This is a genomic window from Pseudomonas sp. GL-B-19 (assembly GCF_019956415.1).
In the GTDB taxonomy this organism is placed as follows: domain Bacteria; phylum Pseudomonadota; class Gammaproteobacteria; order Pseudomonadales; family Pseudomonadaceae; genus Aquipseudomonas.
The window spans coordinates 1-21,834 of sequence record NZ_JAHBDK010000086.1; the positions used below are offsets into that span (position 1 = coordinate 1).

The 21,834-nt window shown below is 60.2% G+C and carries 19 protein-coding genes; 8 read left to right on the forward strand and 11 right to left on the reverse strand.

Going from position 1 to position 21,834, the window contains the following annotated elements:
* On the forward strand, window positions 1-697 hold a 697-nt coding region (locus KGB06_RS26725; RefSeq protein ID WP_223521174.1), incomplete at its 5' end, for a vWA domain-containing protein.
* Between the two features lie 178 nt (window positions 698-875).
* Here the strand turns inward: KGB06_RS26725 and KGB06_RS26730 are convergent.
* The gene (locus tag KGB06_RS26730) at window positions 876-1,796 is read right to left on the reverse strand and encodes a LysR substrate-binding domain-containing protein (RefSeq protein WP_223521176.1); all 921 of its coding nucleotides are present in this window, start codon (window positions 1,794-1,796) and stop codon (window positions 876-878) included.
* A 158-nt stretch (window positions 1,797-1,954) separates the two neighbouring features.
* Here KGB06_RS26730 and KGB06_RS26735 point away from each other — a divergent pair, with 158 nt between their 5' ends.
* Window positions 1,955-3,349, forward strand: a complete 1,395-nt coding sequence (locus KGB06_RS26735; protein ID WP_223521178.1) for a NorM family multidrug efflux MATE transporter — start codon at window positions 1,955-1,957, stop codon at window positions 3,347-3,349.
* 109 nt (window positions 3,350-3,458) lie between these two features.
* On the opposite strand, the gene KGB06_RS26740 is transcribed toward KGB06_RS26735, so the two are convergent.
* The gene (locus KGB06_RS26740) at window positions 3,459-5,132 is read right to left on the reverse strand and encodes a putative bifunctional diguanylate cyclase/phosphodiesterase (RefSeq protein ID WP_223521180.1); all 1,674 of its coding nucleotides are present in this window, start codon (window positions 5,130-5,132) and stop codon (window positions 3,459-3,461) included.
* A gap of 263 nt (window positions 5,133-5,395) precedes the next feature.
* Here KGB06_RS26740 and rep point away from each other — a divergent pair, with 263 nt between their 5' ends.
* Both rep and KGB06_RS26750 read left to right on the forward strand, forming a co-directional pair.
* Window positions 5,396-7,405, forward strand: a complete 2,010-nt coding sequence (gene rep / locus KGB06_RS26745) for a DNA helicase Rep (protein ID WP_223521182.1) — start codon at window positions 5,396-5,398, stop codon at window positions 7,403-7,405.
* 84 nt (window positions 7,406-7,489) lie between these two features.
* Window positions 7,490-8,062 (forward strand): xanthine phosphoribosyltransferase, encoded by a 573-nt coding sequence (locus KGB06_RS26750; RefSeq protein WP_223521183.1) that lies wholly within the window; start codon window positions 7,490-7,492, stop codon window positions 8,060-8,062.
* 126 nt (window positions 8,063-8,188) lie between these two features.
* Here the strand turns inward: KGB06_RS26750 and KGB06_RS26755 are convergent, their stop codons facing one another.
* From KGB06_RS26755 to dadA, 6 genes are all read right to left on the reverse strand, one after another.
* The gene (locus KGB06_RS26755) at window positions 8,189-10,111 is read right to left on the reverse strand and encodes an acetyl-CoA hydrolase/transferase C-terminal domain-containing protein (RefSeq protein ID WP_223521185.1); all 1,923 of its coding nucleotides are present in this window, start codon (window positions 10,109-10,111) and stop codon (window positions 8,189-8,191) included.
* Window positions 10,112-10,245: 134 nt separating this feature from the next.
* Window positions 10,246-10,662: a c-type cytochrome gene (locus KGB06_RS26760; protein ID WP_223521383.1), complete on the reverse strand. Its 417-nt coding sequence runs from the start codon at window positions 10,660-10,662 to the stop codon at window positions 10,246-10,248.
* Between the two features lie 181 nt (window positions 10,663-10,843).
* Window positions 10,844-11,392 (reverse strand): cupin domain-containing protein, encoded by a 549-nt coding sequence (locus tag KGB06_RS26765; protein ID WP_007947433.1) that lies wholly within the window; start codon window positions 11,390-11,392, stop codon window positions 10,844-10,846.
* Window positions 11,393-11,520: 128 nt separating this feature from the next.
* Window positions 11,521-12,594 (reverse strand): alanine racemase, encoded by a 1,074-nt coding sequence (alr, locus tag KGB06_RS26770; RefSeq protein ID WP_223521187.1) that lies wholly within the window; start codon window positions 12,592-12,594, stop codon window positions 11,521-11,523.
* A 97-nt stretch (window positions 12,595-12,691) separates the two neighbouring features.
* Window positions 12,692-13,045, reverse strand: a complete 354-nt coding sequence (locus tag KGB06_RS26775; RefSeq protein ID WP_223521189.1) for a RidA family protein — start codon at window positions 13,043-13,045, stop codon at window positions 12,692-12,694.
* Window positions 13,017-14,321 carry a D-amino acid dehydrogenase gene (gene dadA, locus KGB06_RS26780; RefSeq protein WP_223521191.1) on the reverse strand — a complete coding sequence of 435 codons (1,305 nt, stop codon included), beginning with the start codon at window positions 14,319-14,321 and terminating at the stop codon, window positions 13,017-13,019. The genes KGB06_RS26775 and dadA overlap by 29 nt, the downstream gene beginning before the upstream one ends.
* Window positions 14,322-14,478: 157 nt before the next feature.
* Here dadA and KGB06_RS26785 point away from each other — a divergent pair, with 157 nt between their 5' ends.
* Window positions 14,479-14,967, forward strand: coding sequence for an Lrp/AsnC ligand binding domain-containing protein (locus KGB06_RS26785; protein ID WP_003177284.1), 489 nt, complete (start codon window positions 14,479-14,481; stop codon window positions 14,965-14,967).
* Window positions 14,968-15,104: 137 nt separating this feature from the next.
* Here KGB06_RS26785 and KGB06_RS26790 read toward each other — a convergent pair whose 3' ends face one another.
* Complete coding sequence (locus tag KGB06_RS26790; RefSeq protein WP_007947437.1) at window positions 15,105-15,458, reverse strand: YkgJ family cysteine cluster protein; 354 nt, start codon at window positions 15,456-15,458, stop codon at window positions 15,105-15,107.
* Window positions 15,459-15,605: 147 nt separating this feature from the next.
* On the opposite strand from KGB06_RS26790, the gene KGB06_RS26795 reads away from it, so the two are divergent.
* Window positions 15,606-16,919, forward strand: coding sequence for an NAD(P)/FAD-dependent oxidoreductase (locus KGB06_RS26795; protein WP_223521192.1), 1,314 nt, complete (start codon window positions 15,606-15,608; stop codon window positions 16,917-16,919).
* A 143-nt stretch (window positions 16,920-17,062) separates the two neighbouring features.
* Here the strand turns inward: KGB06_RS26795 and KGB06_RS26800 are convergent, their stop codons facing one another.
* Window positions 17,063-17,308 carry a DUF1127 domain-containing protein gene (locus KGB06_RS26800; protein WP_223521193.1) on the reverse strand — a complete coding sequence of 82 codons (246 nt, stop codon included), beginning with the start codon at window positions 17,306-17,308 and terminating at the stop codon, window positions 17,063-17,065.
* A 178-nt stretch (window positions 17,309-17,486) separates the two neighbouring features.
* On the opposite strand from KGB06_RS26800, the gene KGB06_RS26805 reads away from it, so the two are divergent.
* Together KGB06_RS26805 and KGB06_RS26810 are read left to right on the forward strand one after the other, a co-directional pair.
* A complete protein-coding gene (locus KGB06_RS26805; RefSeq protein WP_223521194.1) occupies window positions 17,487-18,908 on the forward strand; it encodes a PLP-dependent aminotransferase family protein in 1,422 nt (473 codons plus the stop codon).
* A 60-nt stretch (window positions 18,909-18,968) separates the two neighbouring features.
* Window positions 18,969-20,537, forward strand: coding sequence for a phospholipase D family protein (locus tag KGB06_RS26810; RefSeq protein WP_223521195.1), 1,569 nt, complete (start codon window positions 18,969-18,971; stop codon window positions 20,535-20,537).
* Window positions 20,538-20,654: 117 nt separating this feature from the next.
* Here KGB06_RS26810 and KGB06_RS26815 read toward each other — a convergent pair whose 3' ends face one another.
* The gene (locus tag KGB06_RS26815) at window positions 20,655-21,800 is read right to left on the reverse strand and encodes an MFS transporter (RefSeq protein ID WP_223521196.1); all 1,146 of its coding nucleotides are present in this window, start codon (window positions 21,798-21,800) and stop codon (window positions 20,655-20,657) included.
* Window positions 21,801-21,834: the final 34 nt, after the last annotated feature.

Genomic DNA, 21,834 nt, shown 5'->3' on the forward strand with positions numbered 1-21,834 from the left:
AGATGTGTATACGAGACAGGTCAACTTCGCATGCCGTAAAAATGCGCCACCCGCAGAGGTCCCGCAATTCGTGGTGGTGCTCGACACCTCGGGTTCGATGAACCTGAACATCAAGTCAGTGAAAGCCGACGAGGACTGGTTTTACGGTGGTGGTGACCTCAACAAGCTCCTGGACCCGAATCGCTACATGCGGCTCACCGCCAAACCCAGCCGCATGGACGTCGCCAAGGACTCGCTGGCCGGCATGATCAACGGGCTGGACCCGAAGATCGACACACGCCTGATCACCTTCGCCGGCTGCGAAAGAACGCCGGACCGGGGTGTGTTCAAGCTCGGCGATCGCCCGCGGCTGATCAACGGGATTCGAGGTCTGGTTCCCGACGACGGCACACCGCTGGCGGACAGCCTGGCCCGCGCGGCGAGTACCGTCGACGGGCGTAATAACGATGCGGTTATCGTGATGTTTGTCGACGGTGAAGACGGTTGCGGGCAGGACGTTTGCGCGGTATCCCGTCGAATCGCCAGGGAACAACCGCGGCTGCGGGTCAATGTGGTGAAAATCGGTGTTGGCGGCACGTCACGCTGCATCGCTGAAAACACCGGTGGCCGGGTTTACAACAGCACCAATGCGGCTGAACTGGGCAGCCTGTTGAAACAGGCGAGCAAGGAAGTGTCCAGCAGTGCCAAGTGCGACTAGCTTGGGATAGATCCTGAATTGAGGTGAGCCCATTCGCGAGCAGGCTCGCTCCCACAAGGTTTGTGTCGATCACAAATTCAGTGTGGGAGCGAGCCTGCTCGCGAAGGCGATTTCAGCAACGCCTCAACAAAACCGGCCAACCTCATGCCGTAAGTCCGCCGCCAGGCTTTCCACAGAGTCAGCGCAGGTGCTCGACCGCCGGTAACTCCATGGCCCGAACCTCACCCAAGAGGAAATCGCTGAGGCGGCGCAAACGTTCACCTCCGGGGCGGGTTTTCGGCCAGACCAGGTAATAATTCTCACCGCTGGCGACCGCCGTCGGCCACGGCAAACTCAGGCGTCCCTGCGCAACATCCTCCGCCACCATCAACAAATCGCCCATGGACACGCCATAGCCTCGGGCGGCGGCGATCATGCCCAACTCCAGCGTGTCGAACACCTGACCGCCTTTGAGCGAGACCTGATCGGTCAGGCCCATGCGCTCCAGCCAACTGCGCCAGTCGCGGCGATCGGGCGTTGGGTGCAGCAGTTCGGTGCTGGCCAGGCGCGCGACGTCCCACGGCTGATCGTTCAGCAGATTCGGCGCGCCTACGGGAATCAGCTCCTCGGGGAACAGCAGCGTGGCCTCCCAGTCCGGCGGAAAATGCCCGCTGCTGAGGATCACGGCGCAATCGAACGGCTCCTGATTGAAGTCCACCGAGTCGATGTCCATCCAGGCGCTGGTCAGTTGCACTTCATTGCCCGGTTGCAGGTGCCGAAAACGGCTGAGCCGCGCCAGCAACCAGCGCATGGTCAACGTCGACGGCGCTTTCATGCGCAGGATGTCGTCTTCGGCGCGCAAGGTATTGCAGGCGCGCTCCAGGGCGGTGAAACCGTCACGAATGCCCGGCAGGATCAGCCGCGCCGACTCGGTGAGTTGCAAGTTGCGCCCGCTGCGGTGAAACAACCGACAGGCAAAATGCTCTTCAAGCGTACGAATGTGTCGGCTGACGGCACTCTGGGTGATCGACAATTCTTCGGCGGCGCGGGTAAACGAGCTATGCCGCGCCGCCGCTTCAAATGCGCGCAAGGCATATAAGGGAGGAAGACGACGAGACATGAGGAAAGCTCCTATAGCGCAATCCGGCTACCGTACCAGAAACTCCCCAGCATGAGTCTGACTCATGCTACCCATCCTTTTTATCCCTTTGTGCAAACCCCGTGAAGCGCCGAGAATCGACGCTTTCCTGTTCTCTTTGATAATCGAGCGTGATGACCATGAAGCATCCAGCGCGTATTGAACTCTGGGCCATCCTGCGGCTGGCGGGGCCGTTGATTGCCTCGCAGTTGGCGCACATGCTGATGGTCCTCACCGACACCTTGATGATGGCGCGCTTGAGCCCCGAAGCATTGGCCGGTGGCGGCCTGGGTGCGGCGACTTACTCGTTCGTGTCGATTTTCTGCATTGGCGTCATCGCCGCCGTCGGCACCTTGGTGGCGATCCGTCAGGGCGCGGGCGACATCGTTGGCGCGGCGCGACTGACCCAGGCCGGATTGTGGCTGGCGTGGTTGATGGCGCTGGTGGCCGGGCTGCTGCTGTGGAACCTCAAACCCGTGCTGCTGCTGTTCGGCCAGACGGAAAGCAACGTCCACGCGGCCGGGCAGTTTCTGCTGATCCTGCCGTTCGCCCTGCCCGGTTACCTGAGTTTCATGGCCCTGCGCGGTTTCACCAGCGCAATTGGCCGCGCAACACCGGTCATGGTAATCAGCCTCGGCGGCACGGTGGCCAACTTCCTGCTCAACTATGCGTTGATCACCGGGATGTTCGGCCTGCCGAAATTGGGCTTGATGGGCATCGGGCTGGTGACGGCGATTGTCGCCAACCTGATGGCGGTCGCGCTGGCGCTGCACATTCGTCGGCATCCGGCGTATGACACGTATCCCTTGCGCCAGGGTCTGTCGCGGCCAAACCGCCAGTACTTGAAAGAGCTGTGGCGTCTTGGCCTGCCGATTGGCGGCACGTACGCGGTGGAAGTCGGGCTGTTTGCGTTCGCTGCGCTGTGCATGGGCACCATGGGCAGCACGCAGTTGGCGGCGCACCAGATCGCCCTGCAAATCGTATCGGTCGCGTTCATGATTCCGGCGGGGCTTTCTTACGCGATCACGATGCGTATCGGCCAGCACTATGGCGCCGGGCAATTGCTCGATGCGCGACTGGCCGGACGGGTCGGCATTGCCTTCGGCGCGGCGGCGATGCTGGGTTTCGCGATGGTCTTCTGGCTGCTGCCAAATCAGTTGATCGGCCTGTTCCTGGACCACAACGACCCGGCGTTCCGCCCCGTCATTGAACTGGCGGTGAGCCTGCTGGCGGTGGCGGCCTGGTTCGAGCTGTTCGACGGCACGCAAACCATCGCCATGGGCTGCATACGTGGACTCAAGGATGCCAAGACCACATTCCTGGTCGGTTTGGGTTGCTATTGGCTGATTGGCGCACCGGCCGCATGGTGGATGGCCTTTCATATGCACTGGGGGCCGACGGGCGTCTGGTGGGGGTTGGCGCTGGGACTGGCGTGCGCGGCGGTGAGTTTGACGCTGGCGTTTGAATGGAAGATGAAACGGATGATTCGACAGGAGCCTCAATCTCAAGGTTTCAAGATCGCTCAGCCCGAGTGAAATCCCCCTGTGGGGGCGAGCCTGCTCGCGATTGCGGTCTGTCAGTTAATCACTATGTTGACTGATACACCGCTATCGCGAGCAGGCTCGCTCCCACAGGGGTTTGTGGTTAATTCACCACATCCATCAATGGCTGCTGGTTGCTGTCGAAGGTCAGATACTCAACCAGCTCCGCCAGCGGCAACGGCTTGCTGATCAAGTAACCCTGCACCTGATCGCAGCCAAACCCGCGCAACAACTCCAGCTGTTCCGCTGTTTCCACCCCTTCAGCGACGACCTCAAGATTGAGGTTGTGCGCCAGGTTGATCATCGCGTGGACCAGTTTGCGATTCTCTTCACGTTCTTCCATGCCGCCGACAAAGCTCTTGTCGACCTTGAGCAAGGCGATCGGCAGGCTGTTGAGGTGCACGAAGGAAGAGAACCCAGTGCCGAAGTCATCCAGCGAGAAGCGCACGCCCAGGCGTCCGAGGGCGTCCATGGTTTGCTTGACCAGATCGCTGCGGCGCATCACGGCGGTTTCGGTCAGTTCGAACTCCAGCCACTGCGCTTCGACGCCGCGTTCGGCAATCAGCCGGCTCAAGGTGGAGAGCAACTGGCTGTCCTGAAACTGCCGGAATGACAGGTTGATCGCCATGTGCAACGCCGGCAAACCCTGTTCGCGCAAGGCTTGCATGTCCCGCAGCGCCCGGGAAATCACCCAGTAACCCAGCGGCACGATCAAACCGCTTTGCTCGGCCAGCGGTACGAATTCGCTCGGTGGCAGCAAACCGCGCTCGGCATGACGCCAGCGCACCAACGCTTCGAGGCCAACGATCTGGCCGTCAGCAAGGTTCAGGCGGGGCTGGTAATGCAGTTCCAGTTCGTCACGGCGCAAGGCCCGGCGCAGCTCGCTTTCAAGGTCGGCCATGCTGCGGGCGTTGCGGTTGATGCGTTCGTTGAAGATGTGAAAGGTGCAGCCTTGGGTGCTCTTGGCTTGCTGCATGGCGATGTGCGCGTGCCACATCAGCGGGTCGGCACCGGCCCGGGCCCGGGCGTGGGCAATGCCCAGGCTGGAACCGATCAACAGGCTTTCGCCGTCGACCCAGTACGGTTCGGCCAGTGCTTCGGTAATGCGCTCGGCCATCCACTCGGCGCGCTGAGGCGCACGGCGGGTGTCGATCAGCAAGGCGAATTCATCACTGCCCAGGCGCGCCAGTTGATCGCCGGCCTCAAGCTGGCTTTTCAACCGCGCGACCACTTGCAGGATCAAGCGGTCGCCGGCCTGATGTCCGAGGGCATCGTTGGCGTGACGGAAGTTGTCGAGATCAAGGTGACCGAGGGCCAGGCCGCGGCCATCGCTTTCCGCCAGACGCGCTGCCAGCAAAGTCTGAAAACCCTGGCGGTTGGCGATACCGGTCAACGGATCTTGCTCCGCCAGGCGCTGTAAGGTGTTTTCCAGCAGGCCTCGCTCACGCACATGCCGCAGGCAACGGCGCAGCATGCCGGCATCGAGCAGATCACGCACCAGCCAGTCACTCACACCATCGGGCGTCACCGGTGGCTCGTGTTCGACCAACAACACCGTCGGCAAGCTGCAACGGCCAGGTAGCGGCTGAAGTGCAGGAACAGTCAACAACACCGCGTTGCGGTTGTCATCGAACAAATTGCTGACCGACTCCCAGCTCGGCGCACTGATAAGCACGGCCGAGCTCCCCATCGGAGCCAGACACTCACGCAACAACGCTACCCACGCTGGCTCTTCGGCCAGTAGCAGCAAACGCAAGGGTTCGACAGGCGTAGACAAGCTAGCTCCCTAGACTCTGCAAGGATGTAGGCGACAGGCATTATGCCGCGCCGGTAACCAATGTCCAAATGACATCAGTTATCAAGCGCGGCTTTGTGTCTGGAATCTGAACATTAGCCGCACATTCACCGCGCATCCTGCTTGAAAGTATCAAAACCGGCAATTAGAGAAAGCGTGTTACGTCACAAGTCGGACAGAGCAGCACAATTCGCTGAGCCTGTTAAAATGCCGGCCCATTTCACAAACGACTCCCTGAATTCTGTATGTCCCGACTCAATCCCCGGCAGCAAGAAGCCGTGAGCTACGTCGGCGGCCCTCTTTTGGTGCTCGCAGGCGCAGGCTCCGGCAAGACCAGTGTGATCACGCGCAAAATCGCGCACCTGATCCAGAGTTGCGGCATCCGCGCCCAGTACATTGTCGCCATGACCTTTACCAACAAGGCCGCGCGCGAAATGAAGGAACGGGTCGGCACCCTGCTCAAGGGCGGCGAAGGCCGTGGCCTGACGGTATGCACCTTCCACAACCTGGGCCTGAACATCATCCGCAAGGAACACGTGCGGCTGGGCTACAAACCGGGCTTCTCGATCTTTGACGAGACCGACGTCAAAGCCTTGATGACCGACATCATGCAGAAGGAATACGCAGGCGACGACGGCGTCGACGAGATCAAGAACATGATCGGCTCGTGGAAAAACGACCTGATCCTGCCCGCCGAAGCCCTGGAAAATGCGCGCAACCCCAAGGAACAGACCGCCGCCATCGTCTACACCCACTACCAACGCACGCTCAAGGCGTTCAACGCGGTGGACTTCGATGACCTGATCCTGCTGCCGGTGAAGCTGTTCCAGGAACACGCCGACATCCTCGAAAAGTGGCAGAACAAAGTCCGCTACCTGCTGGTGGACGAATATCAGGACACCAACGCCAGCCAGTATTTGCTGGTGAAATTGCTGATCGGCATACGCAACCAGTTCACCGTGGTCGGCGACGATGACCAGTCGATCTACGCCTGGCGTGGAGCGCGCCCGGAAAACCTGATGCTGCTCAAGGACGACTATCCATCGCTGAAAGTCGTCATGCTGGAGCAAAACTACCGCTCCACCAGCCGCATCCTGCGTTGCGCGAACGTGCTGATCTCGAACAACCCGCACGAATTCGAAAAGCAGCTGTGGAGTGAGATGGGCCACGGCGACGAGATCCGCGTGATCCGCTGCCGCAACGAAGACGCCGAAGCCGAGCGCGTGGCCGTGGAACTGCTGACCCTGCATTTGCGCACGGACCGGCCGTACAGCGATTTCGCGATCCTGTATCGCGGTAACTACCAGGCCAAGCTGATCGAGCTGAAGCTGCAACATCACCAGATTCCGTATCGCCTGTCCGGCGGCAACAGCTTTTTCGGGCGTCAGGAAGTGAAAGACCTGATGGCCTACTTCCGCCTGATCGTGAACCCGGACGACGACAACGCTTTCCTGCGGGTGATCAACGTTCCACGCCGGGAAATCGGCTCGACCACCCTGGAAAAGCTCGGCAACTACGCCACCGAACGCAAAATCTCGATGTACGCCGCCACCGACGAAATCGGTCTGGGCGAGCATCTGGACACGCGCTTTACCGATCGCCTGTCGCGTTTCAAACGCTTTATGGACAAGGTGCGCGAGCAATGCGCCGGCGAAGACCCGATCTCGGCGCTACGTAGCATGGTCATGGACATCGACTACGAGAACTGGCTGCGCACCAACAGCTCCAGCGACAAGGCGGCTGATTACCGCATGGGTAACGTCTGGTTTCTGATCGAGGCGCTGAAAAACACCCTGGAGAAAGACGAAGAAGGCGAGATGACCGTCGAAGACGCCATCGGCAAACTCGTGCTGCGCGACATGCTGGAACGTCAGCAGGAAGAGGAAGACGGCGCCGAAGGTGTGCAGATGATGACCTTGCACGCCTCCAAGGGTCTGGAATTCCCCTACGTGTTCATCATGGGCATGGAAGAGGAAATCCTCCCGCACCGTTCCAGCATCGAAGCCGACACCATCGAGGAAGAACGCCGCCTGGCCTACGTCGGAATTACCCGCGCTCGCCAGACCCTGGCCTTCACTTTCGCTGCCAAGCGTAAGCAGTACGGCGAAATCATCGATTGCGCGCCAAGCCGCTTCCTGGATGAGCTGCCGCCGGACGATCTGGCCTGGGAAGGCAACGACGACACGCCCGTCGAAGTCAAAGCCGTTCGCGGAAATACCGCATTGGCGGATATACGCGCGATGTTAAAGCGCTAGAATTGCACACTTTTTAATCAAAGCATTTTTAACCGAACACTTTTTACAAGCTAGGCGCATTCGGCGCCAGTAGAGGAAAGCTTCATGGAAGCACTGCACAAGAAAATCCGCGAAGAAGGCATCGTGCTTTCCGATCAGGTCCTGAAGGTCGACGCCTTTCTGAACCACCAGATAGACCCGGCCCTGATGAAGCTGATCGGCGACGAATTCGCCACGCTGTTCAAGGACTCGGGTATCACCAAGATCGTCACCATCGAAGCCTCGGGCATCGCTCCGGCGATCATGACCGGCCTGAACCTCGGCGTGCCGGTGATCTTCGCCCGCAAGCACCAGTCCCTGACCCTGACTGAAAACCTGCTGTCGGCGACCGTTTACTCGTTCACCAAGCAGACCGAAAGCACCGTGGCGATCTCCCCGCGCCACCTGACCAGCAGCGACCGCGTGCTGATCATCGATGACTTTCTGGCCAACGGTAAGGCGTCGCAGGCGCTGATCTCGATCATCAAACAGGCCGGCGCGACCGTGGCAGGTTTGGGTATCGTGATCGAGAAGTCGTTCCAGGGTGGGCGTGCAGAACTGGATGCGCAGGGTTATCGCGTGGAATCGTTGGCTCGCGTGCAATCGCTGGCTAACGGCGTCGTGACCTTCATTGAATAAAGCCACACCACCTAACCTGTAGGAGCCGAGCTTGCTCGCGATGAGGCCATAACATTCAACATTAATGTCGACTGTCCGGCCGCCATCGCGAGCAAGCTCGGCTCCTACAAGGTTTGGTGGTGGCTGTTATTGCGTGGTGGCTTTGAGGCCGGTGAGCAGTAGCCGCTGCAACAAATCTTCCTTCAACCCGTCCGGGTTGGTCAGCTGCATCCGCTCCAAATGCTCTGGAAACATCGAAGCCTCTGGCGCATCCAGCGCTGCTTTCCCCAACTCCAGAATCTCCGTCAGTTTGAACTTGCTCTTCAGCCAGTTCAGCGCCCGCAACACGTCGCGTTCCACCTCGGTGAAATCACAGCCCAGCGGATATTCCGGAAACTGGTTCGGGTGCCGCGCCTGAATCGCCTGTAAACGTTCCGGACTGTTATCGGCGAAACGTGGATCGATGCGGAAACCCTTCGGCAGCTTACCCACACTCTGTGCCTGCTCGATCAACCCCGACTGAAACCGCGAATCGCTGATATTGAGCAACGCCTCGATCACCGCCACATCGGTCTTGCCACGCAAGTCGGCGATGCCGTATTCGGTGACCACAATGTCCCGCAGATGCCTTGGGATCGTGCAGTGGCCATACTCCCAGACAATGTTCGAGCTGACCTGCCCTCCCGACTCTCGCCAGCTACGCAGCAACAGCACCGACCGCGCGCCTTCCAGCGCATGGCCTTGGGCGACGAAGTTGTACTGCCCGCCCACACCGCTGAGTACCCGCCCGTCTTCAAGCTGATCGGCCACGCCGGCACCCAGTAAGGTCATGGTGAACACGGTGTTGATGAAGCGCGCATCGCGGCGCTGCAAGCGTTTGAGCTCTTCCTGACCGTACAGCTCGTTGATGTAGCTGATGCGGGTCATGTTGAACTCAAGACGCTTGCTTTGCGGCAGCTCACGCAGGCGCTCGTAGAAACTGCGGGGCCCAAGGAAGAAACCGCCGTGGACCGAGATGCCATCAGTTTGCGCGGCTTCATCGAGGGTGCCGGCGTTCGCCTGTTGCTGAGTCGGCACATCCGGGTAGACCTTGCGCCGCACGATCCCGGCATCGACCAGTACCAGCAAGCCGTTGACGAACATTTCACTGCAACCGTACAGGCCTTTGGCGAACGGCTCGAGGCCGCCTTCGCGGTCGATCAACTGCGCCCACTGGCTGAGATTCACGTCCGCCAGCAACGCCTTGTATCCGACATTGTCGTCTTGCCGCGCCAGCAACGCAGCGGTCAGCGCATCGCCTATGGCTCCGATGCCGATTTGCAAGGTGCCGCCATCGCGCACCAGCGCACTGGCGTGCAGGCCGATGAAGTGGTCCTGGAAGCCCACCGGCATGTTCGGCGTGGAAAACAGCGTGGTGCTGTCTTTTTCGTCGATCAGAAGGTCGAAGGTATCGATGCCGATTTCGGCGTCGCCGGGCATGTAGGGCAAGTCGTTGTGTACCTGGCCCACCAGCAGGATTGTCTCCCCCGCCGCTCGGCGTTTGGCGATCATCGGGAACAGGTCGAGGGTGATGTCCGGGTTGCAGCTCAGGCTCAGGCGATCCGCGTGCTCGGGATGGCTGGCCACCAGCTGTGCGACCAGGTTCAAACCGGCGGCGTTGATGTCCCGCGCGGCGTGGCTGTAGTTGCTGCTGACGTAATCCTGCTGGGCCGATGCACTATGCAGCAGACTGCCCGGCTGCATGAAGAACTGCTGGATGTGGATGTTCGGCGGCAGATTGTCTTTATGCAGGCCCTCCAGAAAATCCAGTTCCGGATAGTCACCGAACACCCGTTCGATAAAGGGCTCAAGAAAGCGTTTCTGCAAACCATCGCCCAAGGCAGGACGACCCAGGCACAGCGCGGTATAGATCGTCAGCCGCCGTTCAGGCGATTGCGCAATGCGCTGGTACAGCGCGTTGACGAAGTGGTTGGGTTTGCCCAGACCAAGGGGCAAGCCCATGTGAATGTGCGCCGGCAACCGTGCCAATACGTCATCCACCGCCTGCTCGATAGAACACAGCTGCACCATCTGATCCTCCCTTACATTCCGTGATTCGGGTTGGACCGAGCTTGCCGGGTCTTTGCTGCAATGAACAGTCTTGGGGGTAAATCGCAGGCACAAAAAAACCGCTCGAAAGCGGTTTTTTCGCTGAAGATTTGGGCTTATTTCAGGCCGGACATCTTCTGGATGGCGCCTTTGAGCTCGGCGTCCGCACAATCGGCGCAGGTGCCTTTTGGCGGCATTGCATTGAGGCCGGAGATCGCCTTTGCGAGCAGGCCGTCAACACCGCCTTCCTTCTTGGCACGCTCGCCCCACGCTGCGGCGTCACCGATTTTCGGTGCGCCCAACAGACCGCTGCCGTGGCAAGCGTTGCAATGTTTAGCAATCACTTCGTCCGGGGTTTTGGCACCGCCACCACCGCCAGCAGAGGCAGCAACTTCCATGCCCTTGCACTCTTTGCCCTGAACGCAAACCTGGCCGACTGGCTCAAGGCGTTTGGCAATATCGTCGTTCGTCGCAGCTTGAGCGCTGACAGCCCATAGGGCCAATACGGTTGCTGGTACAGCCAGCATTTTCATAATTAGGTTCACGCGTTCACCCTCAATGGTGGCTAGTCACGCCTACGGCCACGGTTCGCAGGCGGGCGCAAGTATAGCGGTAAGCCCGCCACACTGAAACAACCCCAAACTCGAAGGGGTCTTATGTAACAGTGGAAAACTACCGGGGGCCTCGGCCTGACTGGCAGAGCGCCTTCTTTACTTAGAAATTCGCCGGTGTCGCTGCGCTGATTAGTCGCGCCGGCGCATCGAACGGATTTCGGAAACGGTGCGGCTTGGTACTTTCAAAGTAGTAGCTATCGCCGGCTTCGAGCACAAAAGTTTCCAGCCCGACCACCAGTTCCAGCCGACCTTCCACCAAAATGCCGGTTTCCTCGCCCTCATGGGTGAGCATCTCGTCACCGGTGTCGGCGCCTGGCGGGTAGATTTCATTGAGGAAAGCGATTGCCCGGCTCGGATGCGCCCGCCCGACCAGTTTCATGGTCACGGCGCCATCGGAAATATCGATCAGCTCGTTGGCTTTGTAGACGATCTGCGTCGGTTTTTCCTGCAGGATTTCTTCAGAAAAGAACTCGACCATGGACATGGGAATCCCGCCCAGTACTTTGCGCAGCGAACTGATCGAGGGACTGACGCTGTTCTTCTCGATCATCGAAATCGTGCTGTTGGTGACACCCGCGCGCTTGGCGAGCTCACGCTGCGAAAGGCCTTTGAGCTTACGGATGGATTGCAGTCGTTCACCGACGTCCAATGCTTGCGCCTCCAGGGATTCAGGTTGTTGGAATATTGAGCGTTATCATGGCGACAGCGTTCAGTATTTACAACACTTGGACCTGAATCCTGTGGGATGAGGCGACTTTCGGTGTGGACCGTTGGCTGTCAGCCCTCGGAATAGAGCAGTGGCACCCGGCGCAGATTGCAGAAAATCTGATAAGGAATCGTGTCCGCTGCCGCCGCCACGTCGCTGGCGAGGATGTTTTTACCCCATAACTCGACGGTCGAACCGAGGCCGGCTTGCGGCACATCGGTCAGGTCGATGCAGAGCATGTCCATCGATACCCGGCCGATCAACTGGCTGCGTTGCCCAGCGACCATGACCGGCGTGCCGGTCGGCGCGTGGCGCGGGTAACCGTCGGCATAGCCCATGGCGACTACGCCAACGCGCATCGGCTTGGGTGTGATGAACCTGGCGCCGTAACCAATCGGCTCGCCGGCCGGCAGTTCACGCACGCAAATCACTTTCGATTCCAGGGTCATCACCGGTTGCAGGCGAGCGGCCACGGTGTTGGCTTCTTCGAACGGTGTCGCGCCATACAGCATGATGCCAGGGCGAACCCAATCACTCGGGATCTGCGGCCAACCCAACACGGCTGGCGAGTTGCGCAGGCTGACTTCCGCCGACAAACCTTTACGCGCGGCTTCAAAAACCGCGACCTGCTCAGCACTGGACTGTTCGTGCAGCTCATCGGCCCGGGCGAAGTGGCTCATCAGCACAACTTTCGCGACCTTGCCGCTGGCCAGAAGCCGCTGATAGGCCTCCTGATAATCCTTTGGATGCAGACCGACGCGGTGCATGCCTGAATCGAGCTTGAGCCAGACGGTGATCGGCTTGCTCAGCGTGGCCTTTTCAATGGCTTCAAGCTGCCACAGCGAGTGCACCACACACCAGAAATCGTGCTCGACGATCAGCGCCAACTCATCGGCTTCGAAGAACCCTTCCAGCAGCAATACCGGCGCCCGAATGCCCGCCGCGCGCAGCTCCAACGCCTCTTCGATACAGGCCACGGCAAAGCCGTCGGCATCGGCTTCCAGCGCTTGTGCGCAACGCACCGCGCCATGGCCGTAGGCATCGGCCTTGATCACCGCGAGGGCCTTGGCCCCGGTGATTTCACGGGCGATCCGATAGTTGTGACGCAGGGCTTGAAGATCGATCAGGGCACGGGCTGGACGCATGGCGGCAGACTTCTAGGCGGTCATGGGAATAAAAAACCGGCGCTGGCTGGCGGCGTGAACCGCCAACAGCACCGGCAGAGGGATCTTGCTGAGTCAATTACGGCAGAGCGGCTACAACCGACAGCTCGACCAGAATTTCCGGTTCGCACAGCTTCGACTCAACGGTCGCACGGGCCGGGGCAACGCCTTTTGGCAGCCACTTGTCCCAGACGGCGTTCATGCCTTCGAAGTGTGCATCAATGTCTTTCAGGTAAATCGTCACCGACAACAGGTGGTTCTTGTCGGTGCCCGCCTGATCGAGCAAACGCTCGATGCTGGCAAGGGTTTCACGGGTCTGCTGTTCAATCCCGGCGCTCATGTCATCGCCGACCTGCCCTGCCAGATACACAGTGCCGTTGTGGCTGACGATCTGACTCATGCGCTCATTGGTGAGCTGGCGCTGGATTGACATGTTTTGCGGACTCCTGGGTCTTGCTGCCATAACGGGAAATATCGAGGCCTTCGGCGCTGATCTGCGGCGCTTTCTTCGCCATCAGGTCAGCCAGTAAGCGACCGGAGCCACAGGCCATGGTCCAGCCGAGTGTGCCGTGACCGGTGTTCAGGAACAGATTCTTGAACGGTGTCGCGCCCACGATCGGCGTGCCGTCCGGGGTAGTCGGGCGCAGGCCGGTCCAGAAACTTGCCTGGGCCAGATCGCCGCCCTGAGGATAAAGGTCGTTGACGATCATCTCCAGGGTTTCGCGCCGACGCGGGTTCAGCGACAGGTCAAAACCGGCGATTTCAGCCATGCCGCCGACGCGGATGCGGTTGTCGAAACGGGTGATCGCGACCTTGTAAGTCTCGTCGAGAATGGTCGACGTCGGGGCCATTGCCGGGTTGGTGATCGGCACAGTCAGCGAGTAACCCTTGAGCGGGTACACCGGGGCTTTGATGCCCAGCGGCTTGAGCAATTGCGGGGAGTAGCTGCCGAGTGCCAGCACGTAGCGGTCAGCGGTTTCCAGCTTGCCGTCGATCCACACGCCGTTGATGCGATCACCGGCGTAGTCGAGCTTCTGAATGTCCTGGCCGAAACGGAATTCCACACCCAGTTTCACGGCCATTTCGGCCAAGCGGGTGGTGAAAATCTGGCAGTCGCCGGTTTGGTCGTTTGGCAGGCGCAGGGCACCGGCGAGGATGTCGGTGACGGCGGCCAGCGCCGGTTCAACGCGGGCAATGCCGGCGCGGTCGAGCAGTTCAAACGGTACGCCGGACTCTTTCAGCACCGCGATGTCTTTCGCGGCGCCGTCCAGTTGAGCCTGGGTGCGGAACAGCTGGGTCGTGCCGAGGCTACGGCCTTCGTAGGCGATACCGGTTTCGGCGCGCAATTCGTCGAGGCAGTCACGGCTGTACTCGGACAGACGGACCATGCGCTCCTTGTTCACCGCGTAACGGCTAGCGGTGCAGTTGCGCAGCATCTGCGCCATCCACAGGTATTGGTCAATGTCGGCGGTGGCCTTGATCGCCAACGGTGCGTGGCGCTGCAACAGCCACTTGATGGCCTTGAGCGGCACGCCCGGCGCAGCCCACGGCGAGGCATAACCCGGCGAAACCTGGCCGGCGTTGGCGAAACTGGTCTCCATGGCAGCGGCCGGCTGACGGTCCACGACCACCACTTCAAACCCGGCCCGAGCCAGATAGTAAGCACTGGCGGTACCGATGACGCCGCTACCCAAGACCATAACGCGCATTTTCATATCCCTCATCGCGGCTGACCGCTGACGTGTGTTGTATTCAAGCAGTGATGTGCGCAGTGTAAAAAAGATTCGCCAGTGTTTTTCACTATATAAACAGCTATATTTGGCGACAATTCTCGGCAAAAACCCTTTTCACGGAGGCGCATCCCCTATGCGTACCAACACTCAGACCAAACGAGAGCTGGACAAGATCGATCGCAATATCCTGCGGATCCTGCAAGCGGACGGACGCATCTCCTTCACGGAGCTGGGGGAAAAGGTCGGGCTCTCCACCACGCCGTGCACTGAGCGGGTGAGGCGCCTGGAGCGGGAAGGGATCATCATGGGCTACAACGCGCGGCTCAATCCGCAGCACCTGAAGGGTAGTCTCCTGGTGTTCGTAGAGATCAGTCTTGACTACAAATCCGGCGATACTTTCGAAGAGTTCCGACGCGCGGTGCTGAAATTACCCCATGTACTGGAATGCCACTTGGTGTCAGGGGATTTCGACTATCTGGTGAAGGCGCGGATTTCCGAGATGGCCTCGTACCGCAAGCTGCTGGGGGATATCCTGCTCAAGTTGCCGCATGTGCGCGAATCCAAGAGCTACATCGTGATGGAAGAGGTCAAGGAGAGCTTGAGTTTGCCGATTCCGGATTGAGGATTTGTGGTGCCTGATCCGGCCCTATCGCGAGCAGGCTCACTCCTACAGTTGATTTTCAGTGGACACAGACTCCGTGCACGACACAGATCCAGTGTAGGAGTGAGCCTGCTCGCGATTGAGGCGACTCGGTCTACCTAGACCAACACCTGCCGGGTAGAAGCCATGTACTCATGAATCTGCTTCTCCACCCGAGGATGAATCAGCTCCACCGGCCCCCGCCCATTCGGGCACGGCAAGGTCTTGGTGGTGCCAAACAACCGGCAAATCAGCGGGCGCTCGTCATACACCGTGCAGCCGTTCGGCCCAAGGTGCACGCAATTGAGCTCATCCATCGCCGCGTCCTGCTCGGCGCGAGTCTTGCGCGGCAGGCGGGACATTTCTTCCGGCGAGGTGGTCACCGGCCCACAGCAGTCATGGCAGCCGGGCACACACTCGAACGAGGGGATCTGCTGTCGTAGCGTACGGATTTTCTGACTGTTGCAGCTCATTGAAGCGGTGACCAAAAGCGGAATAGAGCGCGATTCTGAAGCAAAGGCACGGATCCATACAGCAGCAGCCGACCAATGTTGCCCGCATCCGAAGGTCCGGCTTATGCTCCGTCAAATTTTCCAGACGCCAGAATCGGGAACACGCACATGAACGCCGGTGCTCAGCAATCCGTTCCAAGCCACCAGCACATCGCCTCTTACTACGCCGCCAGCAGCCTGCCGCAACCCGACTATCCGGTGCTCAGAGGTGATCTGGTGGCGGATGTGTGCGTGGTCGGCGGCGGGTTCTCCGGGCTGAACACAGCGCTTGAACTGGCTGAACGTGGTTTGAGCGTCATCCTGCTCGAAGCCCACAAAATCGGCTGGGGCGCCAGCGGGCGCAATGGCGGGCAGTTGATTCGGGGTGTCGGTCATGGCCTTGATCAATTCGCGAAGGTGATCGGCGCAGACGGCGTGCGCCAGATGAAACTCATGGGCCTTGAGGCCGTGGAAATCGTCCGACAGCGCGTCAAGCGTTTTCAGATCCCCTGCGACCTGACCTGGGGTTATTGCGATCTGGCCAACAAGCCCCGCGAACTCCAAGGCTTCGCCGAAGACGCCGAAGAGCTGCGCAGCCTCGGTTACCGTTATGAAACCCGCCTGCTGCAGGCCAATGAAATGCACTCGGTGGTGGGTTCCGACCGTTACGTCGGCGGCCTGATCGACATGGGCTCGGGGCATCTGCATCCGCTGAACCTGGCACTGGGCGAAGCGGCGGCGGCCCAGGAAATGGGGGCGATACTGTTCGAACAATCGGCGGTCACCCGAATCGATTATGGCCCGGTGATTAAAGTCCACACGGCCCAAGGCTCGGTCCGTGCGAAGACGCTGGTATTGGGCTGCAACGCCTACCTCAATGAACTCAACCCCGAACTCAGCGGCAAGGTGCTGCCGGCAGGCAGCTACATCATTGCCACCGAGCCGTTGAGCGAAGAACTGGCGCACGCCCTTCTGCCGCAGAACATGGCGGTCTGCGATCAGCGGGTGGCACTGGATTACTACCGACTCTCGGCGGACCGACGCTTGCTGTTTGGTGGCGCCTGCCACTATTCAGGCCGCGATCCGAAAGACATCGCCGCGTACATGCGCCCGAAGATGCTGGAAGTCTTCCCGCAATTGGGCTCGGTGAAGATCGACTATCAATGGGGCGGGATGATCGGCATCGGCGCCAACCGGCTACCGCAGATTGGCCGGCTTAAAGACCAGCCGAATGTGTATTACGCCCAGGCCTATTCCGGTCATGGGGTGAATGCCACGCATTTGGCGGGCAAGTTGCTGGCTGAGGCGATCAGTGGGCAGCAGGGTGGCGGGTTTGATCTGTTTGCCAAGGTGCCGCACATCACCTTTCCGGGTGGCAGGCATTTGCGTTCGCCGTTGTTGGCGTTGGGGATGTTGTGGCATCGGCTGAAAGAGTTAGTCTGAGGGATTGATGGCGCCTGTACTGGCGCCATCGCGAGCAGGCTCGCTCCCACAGTTGATCTTTGGTGCTCACAAATCTGTGTTCGCTGAAGATCCAATGTGGGAGCGAGCCTGCTCGCGATTGGCCCGAAAGAACACCACAAAAATCAGATCCTCCAGAAAGGCTTAAGCCCCTCCTCCCGCGCCTGCTCCCGCGTCAGCCCCACATCCCTGAGCTGCTCCGGCGTCAGCGCCAGCAACGCCTTGCGCGTGTGCAGACGATGCCAGAACAGACCCCAGCGACTCAGGCCGGACGGCGCATTGCGCATCTGCGCCTCACGTGCACCGTTGTCTTGCCCTCTCACCAGTTCCTGACTGTGTAACGTCAGCCGCACATCGCTCAAGCCGTTCATTTGATTGCTCCTGTTTACTTGGGTAGCCAGAGCTTTCATGATGCGTGGACGACGAAAAGCATTACAGATTCAACAAGCGAGTATTAATTCCATACAGATTTTGCGTTCCTGCGTCTGAATCCTGATTTTTGCCTCGATCTGTATTGGTTTACCGAATCACCCACACCGAGACTGCACCATGACCCTTTACGTCAACCTCGCCGAATTGCTCGGCACGCGTATCGAACAGGGCTTCTATCGCCCCGGTGACCGACTGCCCTCGGTGCGGGCACTGAGTGTCGAACATGGCGTCAGCCTGAGCACCGTGCAGCAGGCCTATCGCGTACTGGAAGACAGCGGCCTGGCAACACCCAAACCCAAGTCGGGCTACTTCGTGCCGATGGGTCGCGAACTGCCGGAGCTGCCGGCCATAGGGCGCCCGGCCCAGCGACCGGTGGATATTTCGCAATGGGACCAGGTGCTGGAACTGATTCGCGCGGTGCCACGCAAAGACGTGGTGCAACTGGGTCGCGGCATGCCGGACATCACCACCCCGACCATGAAGCCGCTGCTGCGCAACCTCGCGCGTATCAGCCGCCGCCAGGACATGCCCGGTCTGTATTACGACAATATCCACGGCACCCTCGAACTGCGCGAGCAGATCGCGCGCCTGATGCTCGATTCCGGTTGCCAGTTGAACGCCAGCGATCTGGTGGTCACGACCGGGTGCCATGAAGCGTTGTCCACCAGCATCCGGGCGATCTGCGAGCCGGGGGACATCGTGGCCGTGGACTCACCGAGCTTTCACGGCGCCATGCAAACCCTCAAGGGGCTGGGGATGAAAGCGCTGGAGATTCCCACCGACCCGCTCACCGGCATCAGTCTCGATGCGCTGGAACTGGCGCTGGAGCAGTGGCCGATCAAAGTCATACAGCTGACTCCCAACTGCAATAACCCGCTGGGCTACATCATGCCGGAGTCGCGCAAACGCGCGTTGTTGACGCTCGCACAGCGTTTCGACGTGGCGATTATCGAAGACGATGTGTATGGCGAACTGGCCTACACCTATCCGCGCCCGCGCACGATCAAATCCTTCGACGAAGACGGCCGAGTCCTGCTGTGCAGTTCGTTTTCCAAAACCCTTGCACCCGGATTACGCATCGGCTGGGTAGCGCCCGGCCGTTATCTGGAACGCGTGCTGCACATGAAATACATCAGCACCGGCTCCACCGCGCCACAACCGCAAATCGCGATTGCCGAATTTCTCAAGGCCGGGCATTTCGAGCCACATTTGCGGCGGATGCGCACGCAATACCAGCGTAATCGCGACGTGATGATCGACTGGGTCACGCGCTACTTCCCGGCCGGCACTCGCGCCAGCCGCCCACAAGGCAGCTTCATGCTGTGGGTTGAGCTGCCGGAAGGCTTCGACACCCTGAAACTGAATCGTGCGTTGCACGATCAAGGCGTACAGATTGCCGTCGGCAGCATTTTTTCCGCGTCGGGCAAGTACCGCAATTGCCTGCGCATGAACTACGCTGCCAAGCCAACGCCGCAGATCGAAGAAGCGGTGCGCAAGGTCGGTGCGGCGGCGATCAAGCTGTTAGCGGAAACTGACTGACTTTTCTCGGGAAACCAGCGTCCATATGCCGACACCTGCCGCCAATCGGAACGATCCCACTTGAGAGTCAGACAGCCCCTGCTCGCTCTTCTGCTATTCGCCTCGTTCCTCAGCGGCTGCGCCAGCGTTGATGTTCAGCGCCAGCCGAGCCAGGCGCTGCCCGCCAGTGACTCGGCGTTTGGCCGGTCGGTCCAGGCGCAGGCCGCGCCTCATGAGGGCCGGTCGGGCTTTCGCCTGCTGTCCGACAGCACCGAAGCCTTCACGGCCCGCGCCGAGCTGATCCGCAACGCGCAAAGCAGCCTCGATTTGCAGTACTACATCGTGCAAGACGGCATCAGCACACGAATGCTGGTGGAGGAACTACTCAAAGCAGCTCATCGCGGCGTGCGCGTCAGGGTCCTGCTCGACGACACCACCAGCGATGGCCAAGATCAGCTCATCGCCACCCTCGCTGCACACTCGAACATCCAGATCCGCGTGTTCAACCCGTTACACCTGGGTCGCAGCACCGGCGTGACACGCACCATGGGCCGCCTGTTCAACCTGTCACAGCAACACCGACGCATGCACAACAAGCTGTGGCTGGCGGACAACAGCATGGCGATCGTGGGCGGGCGCAATCTGGGTGACGAGTATTTCGATGCCGAGCCCAACCTGAACTTCACCGACATCGACATGCTCGGCGTCGGTCCGGTAGCCGAACAACTCGGGCACAGTTTTGATCAGTACTGGAACAGCGCGCTGAGCAAGCCGATCGAACAATTCCTGTCCAGCAAACCAACGGCCCAGGACCTGCGAAACACCCGAGTCCGCCTGGAGGAATCGCTCGCTGACACGCGCAAACAAAACCATGCGCTGTATCAACAACTGATGACCTTCAAGACGCACCCACGGCTGGATATCTGGCGTCGAGAGTTGATCTGGGCCTGGAACCAGGCGCTGTGGGATGCACCGAGCAAGGTGCTGGCCGACGGCGAGCCGGACCCGCACTTGTTGCTGACGACGCAACTGGCACCCGAGCTCAACGGTGTGAGCAAAGAGCTGATCATGACCTCGGCCTACTTCGTCCCCGGCCAGCCGGGCCTGGTGTACCTGACCGGTCGCGCCGATGCCGGGGTATCCGTGAGTTTGCTGACCAACTCACTGGAGGCCACGGACGTACCCGCCGTACATGGCGGCTATGCGCCGTATCGCAAGGCGCTGCTGGAACACGGCGTGAAGTTGTACGAACTGCGCCGCCAACCGGGTAAAGGCGGAGGCAGCGGGCCGCACTTTTTCGGACGCTCCACCTACCAGGGCTCCGACTCCAGCCTGCACAGCAAGGCGATGATCTTCGACCAGCAGAAATCCTTCGTTGGCTCGTTCAATTTCGATCCGCGTTCTGTGCTGTGGAACACCGAAGTCGGGGTGCTGGTGGACAGTCCAGAACTGGCTGCGCAGGTCCGCGAACTGGCCATGCAGGGCATGGCGCCAACGCTGAGCTATGAGGCGAAGCTGGAGGATGGTCAGGTTGTGTGGGTCACCGAAGACGACGGCAAGTTACATACCCTGACCAGGGAACCGGGGAGCTGGTGGAGACGTTTCAACGCATGGATGAGCACCACGGTCGGCCTGGAGCGGATGCTCTGACAGACGATATAAATCTCTGTAGGAGTGAGCCTGCTCGCGATGGCGGTGTGTCATTCGGCATCTGTATTGGCTGGCACGACGCCATCGCGAGCAGGCTCACTCCTACAGGGGTCGGTGTCAGGCAGGTTCGGCAACCGTACCGAACGCGCCCTGTCGCATCAGCAAAATCACCAACCCCAATGCCCCCGCCGCCATCAGCAACGGCAACGCATGCCCGCTGATCCATTGGCTACCCGCCCCCGCCGCCAACGGTCCGACCAGGCAACCGATCCCCCATAGCTGCGCGACATGAGCATTGGCGCGCACCAGCGCATCGTCGCGATAGCGCTCGCCGATCAGGATCAGTGACAAGGTGAACAAACCGCCCGCACTGGCGCCAAACAGCACCCACAACGGCCAGATCAGCAGCGTGTCGATCAACAACGGGATCGCCAGGCTCGACAGCAGCAAGACCACTGCGCAGCCAGTGAACAGCGTGCGGCGCGACAAGCGATCCGCCAGCGCACCAATCGGCAATTGCAGCAACGCATCACCGACCACCACGGTACTGACCATCGCCAGGGCGATGTCCGTGGTGAAGCCCTGACGCAGGCAATACACCGGCAACAAGGTCAGGATCATCGCCTCGAACGCGGCGAACAGCGACACCGCCCAGGCAATCGCCGGTAGGCCACGACAGAAAACCCACAAATCGCCGAATGTCACCCCACTCGCTTCGCTGGTGGGTGCACCGCTGCGACCCAACAACAGCAACGGTGCCGTCATCAGCAAGCCGACACCGACCCAAAATCCGTAATCGTGTTCAGTGCCCAGAACGCCCAGCAACACAGGCCCGGCGAGTTGGCTCAGCGCATAGCTGCAGCCATACAGCGCCACCAGCCGCCCCCGCCACTGTTCGACCACAAGCTGGTTGATCCAGCTTTCACCGAGAATGAACACCAGCGTCAGGATCACCCCGATCATCAGCCGCAATACCAGCCAGATCGGGTAACTCGGCAACAACGCCAGCAAACCGATGGACAACGCCCCGGCCCACAAACACAGGCGCATCAGATTGGCCGTGCCCAGACGCGCGGCCAGATGGCTGGAGATCTTCGCCCCCAGCAAGACGCCAATGGCCGGCATAGCGGCCATCACGCCGATAGCGAACGAGCCGTAACCCCAGCTTTCCAGGCGAAACGATACCAGCGGCATGCTGACACCCAGGGCCAGGCCGACACTCAAGACAGACGCCAACACGGCGAAATAAGTCGCCCAACGCATCTTCCACGCTCCTGTGGATATTTTTTGGCACGAC